This window comes from Streptomyces sp. NPDC127119 (genome assembly GCF_042677425.1).
Classification (GTDB): Bacteria; Actinomycetota; Actinomycetes; order Streptomycetales; family Streptomycetaceae; genus Streptomyces.
Genome location: NZ_JBHXTO010000009.1, coordinates 96,556 through 110,578 on the forward strand (window position 1 = coordinate 96,556; position 14,023 = coordinate 110,578).

The following is a 14,023-nucleotide window of genomic DNA, read 5'->3' on the forward strand; positions in this document are numbered from 1 at the left end:
CGGGGTGGGGGCTCGGGGTTCGTCGCGGGGTGCGGGTGCGTTGTGGCTGGTCGCGCAGTTCCCCGCGCCCCTTGGGGGGCGCCCCCTGAAGGCGAAAGATTGCGCCGTTCCCCGCGCCCCTTCTTGGTTCTCAATGCCTCTGTCTCGACCAGAGCCATTTCTGGGTCAGGAGGGTGAGGGTGCCTGCCAGGGTGATGCCTGCCAGGTTCAGGAGGAGCTGGTTCGTGGAGCCCACGGTCTGGGACGTGTCTCCGTAGCTGAGGGCGACCGCCGCGTTGGCGGCGGCCGGGACCGTGGTGACGGAGATGGCCACGCCCACCAGGAGGCCCGACTTGGCCGAGGTCAGGGAGAGCGTGCCGGCGATGCCCGCGAGGACCGCCACGACGAACGAGAACGCGTCGGGCGCGTAGACGAACGCCGTGTTGGGCCGGTCGCCCTCCAGCATGTCCTCGGTGAACAGACCCAGGCCGTCCATCAGCAGGCTGAAGAGCACGGTGACGGCCATCGCCACGGCGAATCCCACCAGCAGAGCGGTGAGTGAGCGCAGGGCCAGGCGCGGCCGGCGCCGGACCACGGCCGTGCTGAACCCCGCCAGCGGGCCGAACTCCGGGCCCACCGCCATCGCGCCCACGATCAGGATCGCGTTGTCGAGGACCACACCGCAGGCCGCGATCATCGTGGCGAGCGTGATGAAGGCCAGGTAGGTGACCGAGAGCGTCGACTCCTCGTGCGTCGCCTCCGTCAGCTGCTCCCACAGGACCGCGTCCGCGCCCTCCCCGGGTGCGTCGTCCTCCGCCTTGTCGGCGTGCCGCGACAGCGACAGGTCGATGTCCTCGACGGCGATCGACCCGTCCGTGTCGATCTTCAGCTCGCGCAGCCCGCCGATCAGGTCGTCGCCCGCCTCGCGCGCCACGTCGACCATCACGATGTCGCCGACGGGGTTGCGGGCGGCGCCCGGCACGACCGCCAGATGGGTCGTGCCGACGGTCGTCTCGATCAGGCGGATCACCGCCTCGGTCCGGTCGGGCGGAGTGATCAGGCGCAGGTGCAGCATGGAGGCAGGGTAGCCGTGCCGGACGACGGTGACCGGGTCACGGTCAGAGCTTGCGCAGGCTGAGCTTCTGGACCTTGTGGTCCTGGCCCTTGCGCACTACCAGGGTGGCTCTGCCTCGGGTGGGGGCCACGTTCTCCAGGAGGTTGACCTTGTTGACCGTTCGCCAGGTGGTGCGGGCGTAGTCGAGGGCCTCCTCCTCGGAGACCTGGGTGTACTTGCGGAAGTACGAGGACGGGTTCTGGAACGCCGTCTCGCGCAGCCGGCGGAAGCGGTTCAGGTACCAGCGCTCGATGTCCTCCTCCCGCGCGTCCACGTACACGCTGAAGTCGAAGTAGTCGGCGAGGCCGACGCGGGTGCGGCCGTCCTTGCCGGGCAGGGCGGGCTGCAGGACGTTCAGGCCCTCGACGATCAGGATGTCCGGGCGGCGCACGGTGAGGCGCTCGTCCGGGACGATGTCGTAGATGAGGTGGGAGTAGACGGGGGCCGTCACCTCGTCCTTGCCCGCCTTGATGTCGGCGACGAACCGGGTGAGCGCCCGGCGGTCGTACGACTCGGGGAAGCCCTTCCTGGACATCAGCCCGCGGGCCTGGAGCTCCTTCGTGGGGAGCAGGAATCCGTCCGTGGTGACCCGTTCGACCCGCGGATGCTCCGGCCAGCGGGACAGCAGGGCCTGGAGGAGGCGGGCGACGGTGGACTTGCCGACGGCGACCGAACCCGCCACGCCTATCACGAATGGCGTACCGGACTGCGACCCCTTCTCACCGAGGAAGGTGTTCAGGGCGCCGCGCAGGCCGTCGGTCGCGCCCACGTAGAGGTTCAGGAGCCGGGACAGCGGCAGATAGATGTCCCGTACCTCGTCGAGGTCGATGACATCGCCGAGACCGCGCAGTCTCTCCACCTCCTCGGCGGTCAGCGGAAGGGGTGTCTTCTCACGCAGCGCGCTCCACTGAGCACGGGTGAGGTCGACGTAGGGAGTCGCCTCCGGCCTGGGCCGGTGGGCGCTCCGCGGCAACGAGGAGACCGATGAGATCACAGTCCATTGTTACGGGAGTTTGAACGAACCGTCGGGTGGAGTCCGTCACGCCGGGCCTTTGTTCGGGTGCGTCCGAACCCTGGACCGGTGGGGCGCATGGGCATAGCGTGCCGCCCACCCGGGAGCGAGCCGCCTCCCGGGACGCCGGTGGTGGGGATGGTCGTCATGACCGTACGTTTCCGAGTGCGTGGCCTGGTGGGCACAAGAGCCGGGCGCCGAGGCGGGCCCGGTCCGGCCGACACGGCGGGCCAGGTGTGCAGTGAACTGGCCGTCGACCTGCCGGACGAGGACCTGGGGGAGTACCTCTACGACTGCATCGACCTCTACCGGATGGGCAGCAAGCCGCGCTGCGAGGAGGTCGAGTACCTCGGGATGCTGCAGGACGCGATCGACCGCATCGAGCGCGGGGAGCGGTAGCCGGCCCCCGGTTCGGCCCGCGGCCCGGGAATTTCCGATATCGGGCACGCGGTGCCTCGGCCGGGCGCATATCGGCCCCTAGGCTGCCGTCATGTGCGGAATCGTGGGATACGTGGGGTCGCAGTCGGCGCTCGATGTGGTGGTCGCCGGACTGAAGCGACTGGAGTACCGGGGGTACGACTCGGCGGGCATCGCGGTGCTCGCGGACGGCGGGATGGCGGCGGCGAAGAAGGCCGGCAAGCTCGCCAACCTGGAGAAGGAGCTGGTGGAACGGCCGTTGCCGGCCGGTTCGACAGGGATCGGACACACGCGCTGGGCCACGCACGGCGGCCCGACGGACGCGAACGCGCATCCGCATCTCGACAACGCGGGACGGGTCGCGGTCGTCCACAACGGCATCATCGAGAACTTCGCGGAGCTGCGGGCCGAACTGGCCGAGCGGGGACACGCGCTCTCCTCCGAGACGGACACCGAGGTCGTCGCGCATCTGCTCGCCGAGGAGTTCTCCGCGTGCGCCGACCTCGCCGAGTCCATGCGGCTGGTGTGCCGGCGCCTCGAAGGGGCCTTCACGCTGGTGGCCGCGCACGCCGACGAGCCGGACGTGGTGGTCGGCGCCCGGCGGAACTCGCCGCTCGTCGTGGGCGTCGGGGAGGGCGAGGCCTTCCTCGCCTCGGACGTCGCCGCGTTCATCGCGCACACCCGGTCCGCGATCGAACTGGGCCAGGACCAGGTCGTCGAACTGCGGCGCGACGGCGTGCACGTCACCGGGTTCGACGGCTCACCGGCCGAGACCCGCTCGTACCACGTCGACTGGGACGTGTCCGCCGCCGAGAAGGGCGGCTACGACTACTTCATGCTCAAGGAGATCGCCGAGCAGCCGAAGGCGGTCGCCGACACACTGCTCGGCCGTATCGACGCGAGCGGTTCGCTGACGCTCGACGAGGTGCGGATCGCGCCCAGCGCGCTGCGGGAGGTCGACAAGGTCGTGGTGGTGGCCTGCGGGACCGCCTTCCACGCCGGGCTCATCGCCAAGTACGCCATCGAGCACTGGACGCGGGTCCCGTGCGAGGTGGAACTCGCGAGCGAGTTCCGGTACCGGGACCCGATCCTGGACGCGCGGACGCTGGTCATCGCCATCTCACAGTCCGGCGAGACCATGGACACGCTGATGGCGCTGCGGCACGCGCGGGAGCAGGGCGCGAAGGTCCTGGCCGTCTGCAACACGAACGGTTCGACGATCCCGCGCGAGTCGGACGCGGTCCTCTACACGCACGCCGGGCCCGAGGTGGCGGTCGCCTCCACGAAGGCGTTCCTGACACAGCTCGTCGCCTGCTACCTGGTCGCCCTGTACCTGGGCCAGGTACGCGGCACGAAGTGGGGCGACGAGATCAGGGCCGTCGTACGCGACCTGTCCCGCATCGCGGAGGACGTCGAACGCGTCCTGGAGACGATGGAGCCGGTACGGGAGTTGGCGCGCTCCCTGGCCTCGAAGAACACCGTGCTGTTCCTGGGCCGGCACGTGGGCTATCCGGTCGCCCTGGAGGGCGCGCTGAAGCTGAAGGAACTGGCCTACATGCACGCCGAGGGCTTCGCGGCGGGTGAACTGAAGCATGGGCCGATCGCCCTGATCGAGGACGACCTGCCCGTGGTCGTGGTGGTGCCGTCACCGAAGGGTCGCTCGGTGCTGCACGACAAGATCGTCTCCAACATCCAGGAGATCCGGGCACGGGGTGCGCGGACGATCGTGATCGCGGAGGAGGGCGACGAGACGGTGGTCCCCTACGCGGACCACCTGATCCGGATCCCCGCGACACCGGTGCTGTTGCAGCCACTGGTCGCGACGGTGCCGCTCCAGGTCTTCGCCTGCGAGTTGGCTACCGCCAGGGGTAACGAGGTGGATCAGCCGCGCAACCTGGCGAAGTCGGTGACGGTGGAATAGCGCTGCGCGAGGGCGTCGACGAAGGGGGTGAAGGTCTCGGCCGTGAAGGTGAGGGTGGCCCTGGCCGGGGCTTTCGAGTCTCGGACAGCTATGTGGGTGGGGGTGGTTGCGACCTCCACGCACTCGTTGCCGTCGCCCTCGCCCGAGTAAGAGGACTTCCGCCAGTTGTCCATGAGATGCCTCATAGCTCTTTCGTCAGCTTGTGGATGAACTCGCGCGACTGTTCGGAGGCGAGCGAAGAGGCTTCCACTGTACGGAAGCTCGTTCGGTAGGTGTTGAGCTGTGCATCGGCGTCAATGAAGACCGAGCCGTGCGGTGCGTCACGCACAACGGTGTCCAGCTTGGGCAGGGGCCCGCCGACGTACGTCATCGTGCTGGACGCCTTGGCGAAGCCGTCCAGGTCGAAGGGGATGACTCGCAAGGTGATGTGGTCCGCTTCGGAAAGCGTGAGCAGTTGGGCGAGTTGTGCCTTCGAGGTGGCGCGGTCATCGACCCGGATCCGCAGTGCCGCCTCGTGAAGCACCACCTCGTACGGGATGCGGATCTCCTGGCGTGCCATCCGGTGGCGGATGCGCAACTCCACTTCTTCATCGGTGAGTTCGGGGAGCCTGGAGGAGAAGACAGCGCGTGCGTAATCCTCCGTCTGGAGCAGCCCTGGCACGTACAGGATGGCCACATGGCGTTGGAATCCGGCGTGGTGCTCCAGCTCGGCGAGGTCCAGGAACGGCGTGGGCAGTAGGCCCCGGTACTCCTCCCACCACCCCTGTGTCCGGTCCGTGGCCATCGCGACCAGGGCGTCGATGAACTCCGTGTCCGTGCACGCGTAGTGCGACGCGAGGCGGCGGAGTCGTTTCTCGCTCACGCCGGAAGTGCCCAGCTCGATCTGGCTGATCTGGACGGAGTTCACGCCGAGCAGTGCTGCCGCCTCGCGGGCGCTGAGTCCTGCTGCCTCGCGGAGCCTGCGCAGTTCGACCGCCAAGCGCATCTGTCGTGCTGTTGGTTCGCGCCGTGCACTCATGGCTGCTCCTTGGCGCAAGGCGCCTGCTGCTGTGACTCGTTCGGGGTCAGATTACGTGGGCCAGTTGCAAAAGCTTAAATCTAAGGCCTACCTTCAGTGGTGCGACGCATACTCTGCGCCACTCCGGGGCTCCGGAAGTGCACCACTCCGTCCTGCCGGGACGGCTGAGGCATGCCCACCGCCCGTGATCGGCCGCAGATCTCCGAAACCCCCCTCACCGAACCGGAGTTGACGCATGCCTGGAATCGAGAACGACGTGCCGTGGGAGTACTCCCTCTACATCCCCAACGACCTCAGAGCGGTCACGGTCAGCCGCCGTACCCTCCGGCTGATCCTCACCATGCACGGCCTGATCCGCCACGTCGACGTGGCCGAACTCCTCGCCGCCGAACTGGTGAGCAACGCCGTACGCCACACCAAGGGCCCCGCCGCCCTCCGCGTGCGCTGGGCGGCCGGCGTACTCCGGATCGGCGCCTGGGACGCGGACCCCGGCCCGCCGGAACCGCCCTGCTCGACGGGCGACTTGCTCGACCTCTCGGAGGAGGGCCGCGGGCTGGCCCTGGTCAAATCCTGCGCCGACACATGGGGCTGGCACCCCCTGACGGCCAACGGCAACGGCGGCAAGTACGTGTGGTGCGAGCTGGCCTCTACGGCGTGAACGTTTCATCGCAGCTCGAATGAGTGAACGCAGCTCAATTGTCTGGATCTTCAGCCTTTTACTCCATCAAGGTTGGACACATGGTCACATCAGCTCACGAGGGCATGCACCGGATCTTCCAGGAGCGGCCCGAGATCCTGGCTCCCGTGTTCGGCGTGCTGGGTGTCCCGTTCGCCGCGAAGGCGACCGTGGACGCCGTCACCACGGACGTGACGGAAGCCCGGCCGCTGGAACGCCGCGTGGACACAGTGCTGCGCATCGGCCCGTCCGACGGCGAGGACTTCCTGCTCGCGATCGAGTCGCAGTCGGGCAAGAACAAGGACAAGGCCGCGAGTTGGGCGTACTACGTCGCATACCTGCAGTCGAAGTTCGGTCTGCCCGTCCTGCTCGTGGTCGTCTGCCAGGACAGGGCCACGGCCAAGTGGGCGGTCGGCCCCTTCGACTGCGGCACGCGCGGCTGGACCGCACAGCGGACGTATCCGCTGGTCGCGGGGCCGGACAACCTGCCGGTGATCACTGACGCGAGGACCGCGTCGAAGAACCTCGCGCTGTCCGTGCTCTCAGCCGTGGCACACGCCCGCGGTCCACAGGGCAGCGCCATACTGAAGGCGATCGCCCGCGCCGTTCAGGAACTTCACCAGACGGACCCCGTAACCGCCGGGTACTTCGCCGAGTTCCTGGACATCACCCTGGGGAACTCCCCAGCCGGAGATCAATGGAGGAATGACATGTCGTTCGTCAGCTACTTCCCGGGCCGGGGGACCGTCCGCGAGACGGCTTACCTGGAAGGCAAGGCGGAAGGCGAGGCCAAGGGGATTCTTTCCGTGCTCGAGGTGCGTGGTATCTCCGTACCGGACAGCGTGCGTGAGCGCATCACCACCTGCATCGACCTCGGCCAGATGGATGCCTGGCTGCAGCGTTCCCTTACGGTCGAGCGCGTCGAGGATCTGTTCACCGAGGACCTGGAGGTCCCGCCGAGCACTCCAGAACAAGGCTGACGGAAGTAGCCGGGCGGGCCATAGGGTGCCCTGATGAGCATCATCGGGGTCGGTATTGATGTGGCCGAGATCGAGCGGTTCGCTACGTCGTTGGAGCGGACGCCGGGGATGGCCGAGCGGCTGTTTCTGGAGAGCGAGCTGCTGCTGGGCAGTGGGGAGCGGCGGGGGGTCGCCTCTCTCGCCGCTCGCTTCGCTGCGAAGGAAGCGTTGGCCAAGGCGTTGGGGGCGCCCGGGGGGCTGCGGTGGACTGATGCGGAGGTCTATGTCGAGGAGAGTGGGCAGCCTCGGCTTCGGGTTACCGGGACGGTTGCTGCGCGGGCGGCGGAGTTGGGGGTGCGGTCTTGGCACGTTTCGCTCAGCCATGATGCGGGGGTGGCGTCCGCGGTGGTGATCGCGGAGGGGTAGCCGCTCCGCGGGGGTGGCGTTCGTCTGCGGGTGCGTTGTGGCTGGTCGCGCAGTTCCCCGCGCCCCCTTCAGGGGCTGTGCCCCTGAAGGGCGAAAGACAAAAGATTGCGCCGTTCCCCGCGCCCCTTAAGAGCGAAAAGCGGCAGGATTGCGCCGTTCCCCGCGCCCCTAAATGCCCCTCGCTGGCGCCGGGCTCTACATGCCGCTCAGGGCCACCATCAGGGCCGCTACTGACAGGGCCGTGCTTGCTGCGTAGGCGGCTCCTGCTGTCAGCATGGCTTGGGGGGTTGGTAGGCGGGTGCGTGCTATCAGGTAGACGATCAGGCCTATCGTGAAGCCCAGTAGCGCGTGGAAGAGCGTCAGTAGCCAGCCGGTGCCCACCGCCACGGCGGCGCAGGCCGCGGCCAGTAGCGCTCCTGCCGGGGTGAGGTCGAGTCGGGCGATTCGATAGGTCACGGCACCGGCGATCGTCACCACGACCGTGGTGGCGACGGCAATCGCGAGCACATCGCTCATGGCGGCCCTTCCGATCGGCAGACTCGCAGACTCACCGGACTAGATGACTTACAGCGGCGCGCGGTTGCGTGCAGTCCCGCGGTCTCAGGGGGCGTGGCGGGATGTGTGGCCGCAGCGTACGACGACTCCCACCCACCTATCCCTCAGGTGGGACACCCGTACGTTTCCGGCTGCGGACGCATGTCCCGACGCGCACCCGAACCCGGAGGACGAAACCCACGCCCCCACCCACCCAGGGGCGCGGGGAACTGCGCGACCAGCCCCCACCGGCCCGCAGCCGAAAAGGACGACGTGGGGGAGACTCGAAGACATGCGTACCGCTTACAGCGTGGAGACGGTCCGGGCCGCCGAGCAGGAGCTGATGGCGCGGCTGCCGGACGGGGCACTGATGCAGCGCGCCGTGGCCGGCCTCACCGCCGCGTGCGCCGAGGTGCTGGGGCGCGTCTACGGCCGGCGCGTCGTGCTGCTCGTCGGCAGCGGCGACAACGGGGGCGACGCCCTGTACGCCGGTGCCCGGCTCGCCAAGCGGGGCGCCGGGGTCACAGCCGTCCTGCTCGCCCCCGACCGCACCCACCCCGGCGGCCTCGCCGCCCTGCGCCGCGCCGGCGGGAGCGTGGTCGAGGGGACGGAGGCGGCCGAACAACCGCTCCGGCGCGCCGATCTCGTCCTGGACGGCATCGTCGGGATCGGCGGCAAGGGCGGGCTCCGCCCCGACGCCGCGAAGCTCCTCGACGTGCTGGGCGAGATCCGCGCCGCCGTCGTCGCCGTCGACCTGCCCAGCGGTGTCGAGGCCGACACCGGCGAGGTCCGCGGAGCCGCCGTACGCGCCGATCTGACCGTCACCTTCGGCACCCACAAGCCGGGGCTGCTCGTTGACCCGGCAAAGGGGTACGCCGGGTCCGTACGGCTCGTCGACATCGGGCTCGCGCTGCCCGGCGAGGCCGAACTGCAGGCGCTCCAGCACGCCGACGTCGCCGCCCTGCTCCCCGTACCCGGCGCCGAGAGCGACAAGTACCGGCGAGGCGTCGTGGGTATCGCCGCCGGATCCTCCCGCTATCCGGGCGCGGCCGTACTGGCCGTCTCCGGTGCCCTGCGCGGCGGCGCCGGAGCCGTCCGGTACGTCGGGCCCGCGGGCGACGCCGTCATCGCACGGTTCCCCGAGACGCTCGTGTCCACCGGTTCGCCGGAGCAGGCCGGGCGCGTCCAGGCATGGGTCGTCGGCCCCGGCGCCGGTGACGACGCCGACGTCGTCGCGGCCGTGCTCAAGGCGGACGTGCCCGTACTGGTCGACGCCGACGGTCTGCGCCTCGCCGACCGTGACGCCGTACGGGCCCGCAGGGCACCCACCCTGCTCACCCCGCACGCCGGAGAGGCCGCCGCACTGCTCGGTGTCCCGCGCGAGGAGGTCGAGGGCGCCCGGCTGACGTCCGTACGAGAACTTGCCGAGCGGTACGGGGCCACCGTGCTGCTGAAGGGGTCCACGACCCTCGTCGCCTCCCCCGGCGGCGGACCCGTGCGGGTGAACTCCACCGGCACCGGCTGGCTCGCCACCGCGGGCAGCGGCGACGTGCTGTCCGGGCTGACCGGGTCCCTGCTCGCCGCCGGGCTCGACGCGCGGGACGCCGGCAGCGTGGGCGCGTACCTGCACGGACTGGCGGGGCGGCTTGCCGCGGACGGCGCGCCCGTGGGGGCGCACGATGTCGCCGAGGCGGTACGCGAGGCCTGGCGGGACATCGCGACCGGATGACGCCACGAACGGAACTGGATGACGCCACGAACGGAACCGGATGACGCCACGAACTGAGCGGAACGCGCGCGGGCGCACACGCGGGCGTGCGCCACAACGGGCGACCCTGCCGCGCGGCTGACCGGACCCCGGCACCCTCCCGGGTTTCGCTGAGCACATGGCCCGTATCCGCAGGAGAACCGCCGCCGCGCAGCCCACCGCCCTGGTCGCCCTCGTCACCCTCTTCGCCGTGCTGTCCGGGCCGGGGGCCGCCGCCGCCCCCACAGCCCCGCCCCCACCCGCGCCCGGCGCTCCCAGCGCTCCCGGCGCGCCCGACGCCCCCGCGCCGCAGAGCGAACTCGTGCCCGGCGTGCACCCGGGCCCGTACCAGCCCTGGCAGGTGGACACCCCCGACCAGGTGCTCGCCCCGCAGGTCTACACGCCCTCCGCCGCGGAGAACGCCGTCGAGCCGCCGCGTGCCGCCGAGGGGAGCGACGCGCTCATCGAGTACGTACCGCTGAGCGAAGCCGTCGCGCGGGAGGCCGGGGTGACGGCGTGCAGCCGGCGCACCGGGCCCCACCAGCGGCAGGTCGAACGGTGGCTGCGGCTCACGGCGGACGGCAAGCAGTCGGCGGCGGACTGCCGGGCCGTGCGGGCCTTCCAGAACAAGCAGGGCATCCGGCCCGACACCGGTTTCGCCGGGCCCGTGACCTGGGGCCGGATGCAGCTCCTGTCCGCCGCGAAGGCGCCGAACGCGGCCGGCAGATGCCCCGTACGGGCCGGTCGCGTCGCCTGTGTCGACCTCGGCCGGCAACTGGTCTGGGTGCAGAAGGGCAAGAAGGTGGTGTTCGGGCCCGTGCCGGTGCGCAGCGGCAGGGCCGGGTACCGGACCAGGACCGGCTGGTTCAAGGTCTACTGGAAGCACAAGAACCACTGGTCGACGCTGTACAACACCCCCATGCCGTACAGCCAGTTCTTCAGCGGCGGCCAGGCCTTCCACGCCATCTACGGCAGCGTGTACAGCCCGCCCGGATCGCGGGGCTGCGTCAACATGCGGCTCGCCGATGCCCGCACCCTGTGGAGCAGGCTCTCCACGGGCGACCGCGTGTACGTGTGGGGCCGCAAGGCAGGTACGTGAGGCGCGGTGCCCGGGACCCGGTACCCGGAAGTGGTGTCGGACCCCTCTGAGACACTGGTCGGCGATGACTGAGACAGCACCCGCGCGTGCCCGCGCCGAGATCGACCTGGCCGCCCTGAGGGCCAATGTGCGGACCCTGCGCGCCCAGGCGCCGGCCGCCGCCCTCATGGCGGTGGTCAAGTCCGACGCGTACGGGCACGGGGCCGTGCCGTGCGCCCGCGCGGCCCTGGACGCGGGAGCGACCTGGCTGGGCACGGCCACTCCGGAGGAAGCCCTCGCCCTGCGCGCGGCCGGGCTGCCGGGGCGGATCATGTGCTGGCTGTGGACACCGGGCGGGCCCTGGCGGGAAGCCGTCGAGGCCGACCTGGACCTGGGGATCAGCGGGCTGTGGGCCCTGCGCGAGGCCACGGAGGCCGCACGGGCCGCGGGCCGCACCGCCCGCGTCCAGCTCAAGGCCGACACCGGTCTCGGGCGCAACGGCTGCCAGCCCGCCGACTGGGCCGAACTGGTCGCCGAGGCGCGGCGGGCCGAGACCGAGGGCCTGGTCACCGTCACCGGCCTGTGGTCGCACTTCGCCTGCGCCGACGAACCGGGGCACCCCTCCATCGCCGCCCAGCTCACCCTCTTCCGCGAGATGCTCGCCCAGGCGGAGGGCGCGGGGCTGCGCCCGGAGGTGCGGCACATCGCCAACTCGCCCGCCACGCTCACACTTCCCGAGTCCCACTTCGACCTCGTACGGACCGGGATCGCCACGTACGGCATCTCGCCCAGCCCCGAGCTGGGCACCGCCGGAGACCTCGGGCTGCGGCCCGTGATGACGCTCTGGGCGTCGCTCGCGCTGGTGAAGCACGTGCCCGCGGGCCACGGCGTCAGTTACGGACACCACTACGTCACCGCCGGCGATACGACCCTCGGCCTCGTGCCCGTCGGGTACGCGGACGGCATCCCGCGCCACGCCTCCGGCACCGGACCCGTCCTGGTCGGCGGCAAGTGGCGGACGGTCGCGGGCCGGGTCGCGATGGACCAGTTCGCGGTCGACCTCGGCGGCGACGAACCGCCGGTCGGCGAGCGGGCGGTCCTCTTCGGGCCCGGCGACCACGGCGAGCCGACCGCCGAGGACTGGGCGCGGGCCGCGGGCACGATCGCGTACGAGATCGTCACCCGCATCGGAACCCGCGTACCGCGCGTCTACGTGAATGACTACGTGAACGAGTAACCAGCGGGGTATCCGCATAAGGGCGGAGCACGGAACGCCCCCGAAAAAACGTAGAAGCCGTAGAAGCCGTAGAAGACGAAGAAGAGGAGCGGTTCGTGAGCGAGAGCAGCGCGGAGGCAGCGGTGGAAGCGGCCACGGCCGCGGCCTCGGCGGTCTCCGCGGCCGGGCCCGCGAACTGGCGCAGGGCAGGCGTCGCCGGCGCCGCGATAGGCGTGGTCGCCGCGGGCGCCGCCGCCGGAGTCGCCATAGAGCGGCTCACGGTCGGCCGCGGCATGCGCAGGAAGGCGCGGCTCGCCCTCGACTCGGCCGGTCCGTACGGGGCGTTGCGCGGTATGCCGGGCAAGGCCGCCGCGGACGACGGCACCGAGCTGTACTACGAGGTCGACGAGGTGGACACCGACACCGCGCTCGCCCCGCGCCGCCGGCGGCTCTTCGGCCGCAAGACACCCGCCCCGGTCACCGTCGTCTTCAGCCACGGCTACTGCCTCAGCCAGGACTCCTGGCACTTCCAGCGGGCCGCGCTGCGCGGAGTCGTCCGGACCGTCCACTGGGACCAGCGCAGCCACGGGCGCTCCGGGCGGGGCGTGGCCCAGATCCGGGACGACCAGCCGGTCACCATCGACCAGCTGGGCCGCGACCTGAAGGCCGTCATCGACGCGGCGGCGCCCGAGGGACCGCTCGTGCTCGTCGGCCACTCGATGGGCGGCATGACGATGATGGCCCTCGCCGACCAGTACCCCGGCCTGATCCGCGACCGCGTCGTCGGCGTGGCGCTCGTCGGTACGTCGTCCGGGCGGCTCGGCGAGGTCAACTTCGGGCTGCCCGTCGCGGGCGTCAACGCGGTGCGGCGAATCCTGCCCGGAGTGCTGAAAGCGCTCGGGCAGCGCGCCGAACTGGTGGAGCGCGGGCGGCGGGCCACCGCGGATCTGTTCGCGGGCATCATCAAGCGGTACTCGTTCGCGTCCCGGGACATCGACCCGGCGGTCGCGCGGTTCGCGGAGCGGCTGATCGAGGCCACGCCGATCGACGTGGTCGCCGAGTTCTATCCGGCCTTCACCGACCACGACAAGACCGAGGCGCTCGCGTACTTCGCCGATCTGCCCGTGCTCGTACTCGCCGGGGTCAAGGACCTCGTGACGCCGAGCGAGCACAGCGAGTCCATCGCCGATCTGCTGCCGGACGCCGAGCTGGTGCTCGTGCCGGACGCCGGGCACCTCGTGATGCTGGAGCATCCGGAGGTCGTCATAGACCGGCTCGCGGACCTGCTGACCCGCGTCGGCGCCGTGCCCGCAGGGGCTACCGTTGGTGGCTATGGAAGCACCAGCAGCACCGCGCAACCCGGCTGAAACCGGTGCCGTGACGGCCGTGCAGGCCGTGACGGCCGTGCAGGCCGTGACCGCGGAGATCGTCGTCAACTCGCCCGAGCAGATGAAGGAGTTGGGCCGCAGGCTCGCCGAGCTCCTGCGGGCCGGGGATCTCGTGATGCTCACCGGCGAACTGGGCGCGGGCAAGACGACGCTGACGCGCGGGCTCGGGGAAGGGCTCGGGGTCCGCGGCGCGGTCACCTCGCCGACGTTCGTGATCGCCCGCGTGCATCCCCCGCTCGCGGGTGGGCCGCCGCTCGTCCACGTCGACGCGTACCGCCTGGGCGGCGGGCTCGACGAGATGGAGGACCTCGACCTCGACGTGTCGCTGTCCGACTCCGTGATCGTCGTGGAGTGGGGCGAGGGGAAGGTCGAGGAGCTGACGGACGACCGGCTGCATCTGCTGATCCACCGGGCCGTCGGGGACACGACCGACGAGGTACGGCATGTCGTCGTGACCGGGGTGGGGGAGCGGTGGGGGTCTGTGGATCTGGGTGTGCTCTCCGTCTGAGGCCTTGAAGCCCCTGAAGCCTTGAAGCTC

Annotated in this window: 15 protein-coding genes; 10 read left to right on the forward strand and 5 right to left on the reverse strand. The window is 70.7% G+C overall.

What is annotated here, in order from left to right; all coding sequences use genetic code 11:
- Positions 1-130 precede the first annotated feature (130 nt).
- Positions 131-1,054, reverse strand: coding sequence for a DUF389 domain-containing protein (locus ACFVH5_RS07285; RefSeq protein ID WP_385832577.1), 924 nt, complete (start codon positions 1,052-1,054; stop codon positions 131-133).
- Positions 1,055-1,097: 43 nt separating this feature from the next.
- On the reverse strand, positions 1,098-2,087 hold the full coding sequence (gene coaA, locus ACFVH5_RS07290; protein ID WP_210882058.1) for a type I pantothenate kinase: 990 nt from the start codon (positions 2,085-2,087) through the stop codon (positions 1,098-1,100).
- 165 nt (positions 2,088-2,252) lie between these two features.
- Here coaA and ACFVH5_RS07295 point away from each other — a divergent pair, with 165 nt between their 5' ends.
- A complete protein-coding gene (locus tag ACFVH5_RS07295) occupies positions 2,253-2,504 on the forward strand; it encodes a hypothetical protein (RefSeq protein ID WP_385832578.1) in 252 nt (83 codons plus the stop codon).
- 91 nt (positions 2,505-2,595) lie between these two features.
- Entirely contained in the window at positions 2,596-4,443 is a 1,848-nt protein-coding gene (gene glmS / locus ACFVH5_RS07300) for a glutamine--fructose-6-phosphate transaminase (isomerizing) (RefSeq protein WP_384801290.1), read from the forward strand.
- Here glmS and ACFVH5_RS07305 read toward each other — a convergent pair.
- Positions 4,404-4,616 carry a DUF397 domain-containing protein gene (locus tag ACFVH5_RS07305; protein WP_385832603.1) on the reverse strand — a complete coding sequence of 71 codons (213 nt, stop codon included), beginning with the start codon at positions 4,614-4,616 and terminating at the stop codon, positions 4,404-4,406. The two genes, glmS and ACFVH5_RS07305, sit on opposite strands and share 40 nt — an antisense overlap.
- Before the next feature lie 8 nt (positions 4,617-4,624).
- Positions 4,625-5,461, reverse strand: a complete 837-nt coding sequence (locus ACFVH5_RS07310; RefSeq protein WP_385832579.1) for a helix-turn-helix domain-containing protein — start codon at positions 5,459-5,461, stop codon at positions 4,625-4,627.
- A 235-nt stretch (positions 5,462-5,696) separates the two neighbouring features.
- Between ACFVH5_RS07310 and ACFVH5_RS07315 the strand changes: the two genes are divergently transcribed.
- From ACFVH5_RS07315 to ACFVH5_RS07325, 3 genes are all read left to right on the forward strand, one after another.
- On the forward strand, positions 5,697-6,119 hold the full coding sequence (locus ACFVH5_RS07315) for an ATP-binding protein (RefSeq protein ID WP_385832580.1): 423 nt from the start codon (positions 5,697-5,699) through the stop codon (positions 6,117-6,119).
- Between the two features lie 80 nt (positions 6,120-6,199).
- On the forward strand, positions 6,200-7,117 hold the full coding sequence (locus ACFVH5_RS07320) for a hypothetical protein (RefSeq protein WP_385832581.1): 918 nt from the start codon (positions 6,200-6,202) through the stop codon (positions 7,115-7,117).
- Between the two features lie 33 nt (positions 7,118-7,150).
- Positions 7,151-7,522 (forward strand): holo-ACP synthase, encoded by a 372-nt coding sequence (locus tag ACFVH5_RS07325; RefSeq protein ID WP_210882064.1) that lies wholly within the window; start codon positions 7,151-7,153, stop codon positions 7,520-7,522.
- Between the two features lie 195 nt (positions 7,523-7,717).
- On the opposite strand, the gene ACFVH5_RS07330 is transcribed toward ACFVH5_RS07325, so the two are convergent.
- Positions 7,718-8,038, reverse strand: coding sequence for a hypothetical protein (locus ACFVH5_RS07330; protein WP_385832582.1), 321 nt, complete (start codon positions 8,036-8,038; stop codon positions 7,718-7,720).
- A 310-nt stretch (positions 8,039-8,348) separates the two neighbouring features.
- On the opposite strand from ACFVH5_RS07330, the gene ACFVH5_RS07335 reads away from it, so the two are divergent.
- From ACFVH5_RS07335 to tsaE, 5 genes are all read left to right on the forward strand, one after another.
- Positions 8,349-9,785, forward strand: coding sequence for an NAD(P)H-hydrate dehydratase (locus ACFVH5_RS07335; RefSeq protein ID WP_385832584.1), 1,437 nt, complete (start codon positions 8,349-8,351; stop codon positions 9,783-9,785).
- A gap of 157 nt (positions 9,786-9,942) precedes the next feature.
- On the forward strand, positions 9,943-10,902 hold the full coding sequence (locus ACFVH5_RS07340; RefSeq protein ID WP_385832585.1) for a L,D-transpeptidase family protein: 960 nt from the start codon (positions 9,943-9,945) through the stop codon (positions 10,900-10,902).
- A 64-nt stretch (positions 10,903-10,966) separates the two neighbouring features.
- Positions 10,967-12,118, forward strand: a complete 1,152-nt coding sequence (gene alr / locus ACFVH5_RS07345) for an alanine racemase (protein WP_385832586.1) — start codon at positions 10,967-10,969, stop codon at positions 12,116-12,118.
- 95 nt (positions 12,119-12,213) lie between these two features.
- Complete coding sequence (locus tag ACFVH5_RS07350; RefSeq protein ID WP_385832587.1) at positions 12,214-13,464, forward strand: alpha/beta fold hydrolase; 1,251 nt, start codon at positions 12,214-12,216, stop codon at positions 13,462-13,464.
- Positions 13,430-13,993: a tRNA (adenosine(37)-N6)-threonylcarbamoyltransferase complex ATPase subunit type 1 TsaE gene (gene tsaE / locus ACFVH5_RS07355; protein WP_385832588.1), complete on the forward strand. Its 564-nt coding sequence runs from the start codon at positions 13,430-13,432 to the stop codon at positions 13,991-13,993. Before ACFVH5_RS07350 ends, tsaE begins: the two co-directional genes overlap by 35 nt.
- Positions 13,994-14,023: the final 30 nt, after the last annotated feature.

Bases quoted from the DNA above. Each gene is read 5' to 3' on its own strand.
- ACFVH5_RS07325 (WP_210882064.1), top strand. From the start codon at position 7,151: ATGAGCATCATCGGGGTCGGTATTGATGTGGCCGAGATCGAGCGGTTC.
- ACFVH5_RS07320 (WP_385832581.1), top strand. From the start codon at position 6,200: ATGGTCACATCAGCTCACGAGGGCATGCACCGGATCTTCCAGGAGCGG.
- ACFVH5_RS07305 (WP_385832603.1), bottom strand. From the start codon at position 4,616: ATGGACAACTGGCGGAAGTCCTCTTACTCGGGCGAGGGCGACGGCAAC.
- ACFVH5_RS07315 (WP_385832580.1), top strand. From the start codon at position 5,697: ATGCCTGGAATCGAGAACGACGTGCCGTGGGAGTACTCCCTCTACATC.
- ACFVH5_RS07285 (WP_385832577.1), bottom strand. From the start codon at position 1,054: ATGCTGCACCTGCGCCTGATCACTCCGCCCGACCGGACCGAGGCGGTG.
- ACFVH5_RS07295 (WP_385832578.1), top strand. From the start codon at position 2,253: ATGACCGTACGTTTCCGAGTGCGTGGCCTGGTGGGCACAAGAGCCGGG.
- alr (WP_385832586.1), top strand. From the start codon at position 10,967: ATGACTGAGACAGCACCCGCGCGTGCCCGCGCCGAGATCGACCTGGCC.
- tsaE (WP_385832588.1), top strand. From the start codon at position 13,430: ATGGAAGCACCAGCAGCACCGCGCAACCCGGCTGAAACCGGTGCCGTG.
- ACFVH5_RS07330 (WP_385832582.1), bottom strand. From the start codon at position 8,038: ATGAGCGATGTGCTCGCGATTGCCGTCGCCACCACGGTCGTGGTGACG.
- glmS (WP_384801290.1), top strand. From the start codon at position 2,596: ATGTGCGGAATCGTGGGATACGTGGGGTCGCAGTCGGCGCTCGATGTG.
- ACFVH5_RS07340 (WP_385832585.1), top strand. From the start codon at position 9,943: ATGGCCCGTATCCGCAGGAGAACCGCCGCCGCGCAGCCCACCGCCCTG.
- ACFVH5_RS07310 (WP_385832579.1), bottom strand. From the start codon at position 5,461: ATGAGTGCACGGCGCGAACCAACAGCACGACAGATGCGCTTGGCGGTC.
- ACFVH5_RS07335 (WP_385832584.1), top strand. From the start codon at position 8,349: ATGCGTACCGCTTACAGCGTGGAGACGGTCCGGGCCGCCGAGCAGGAG.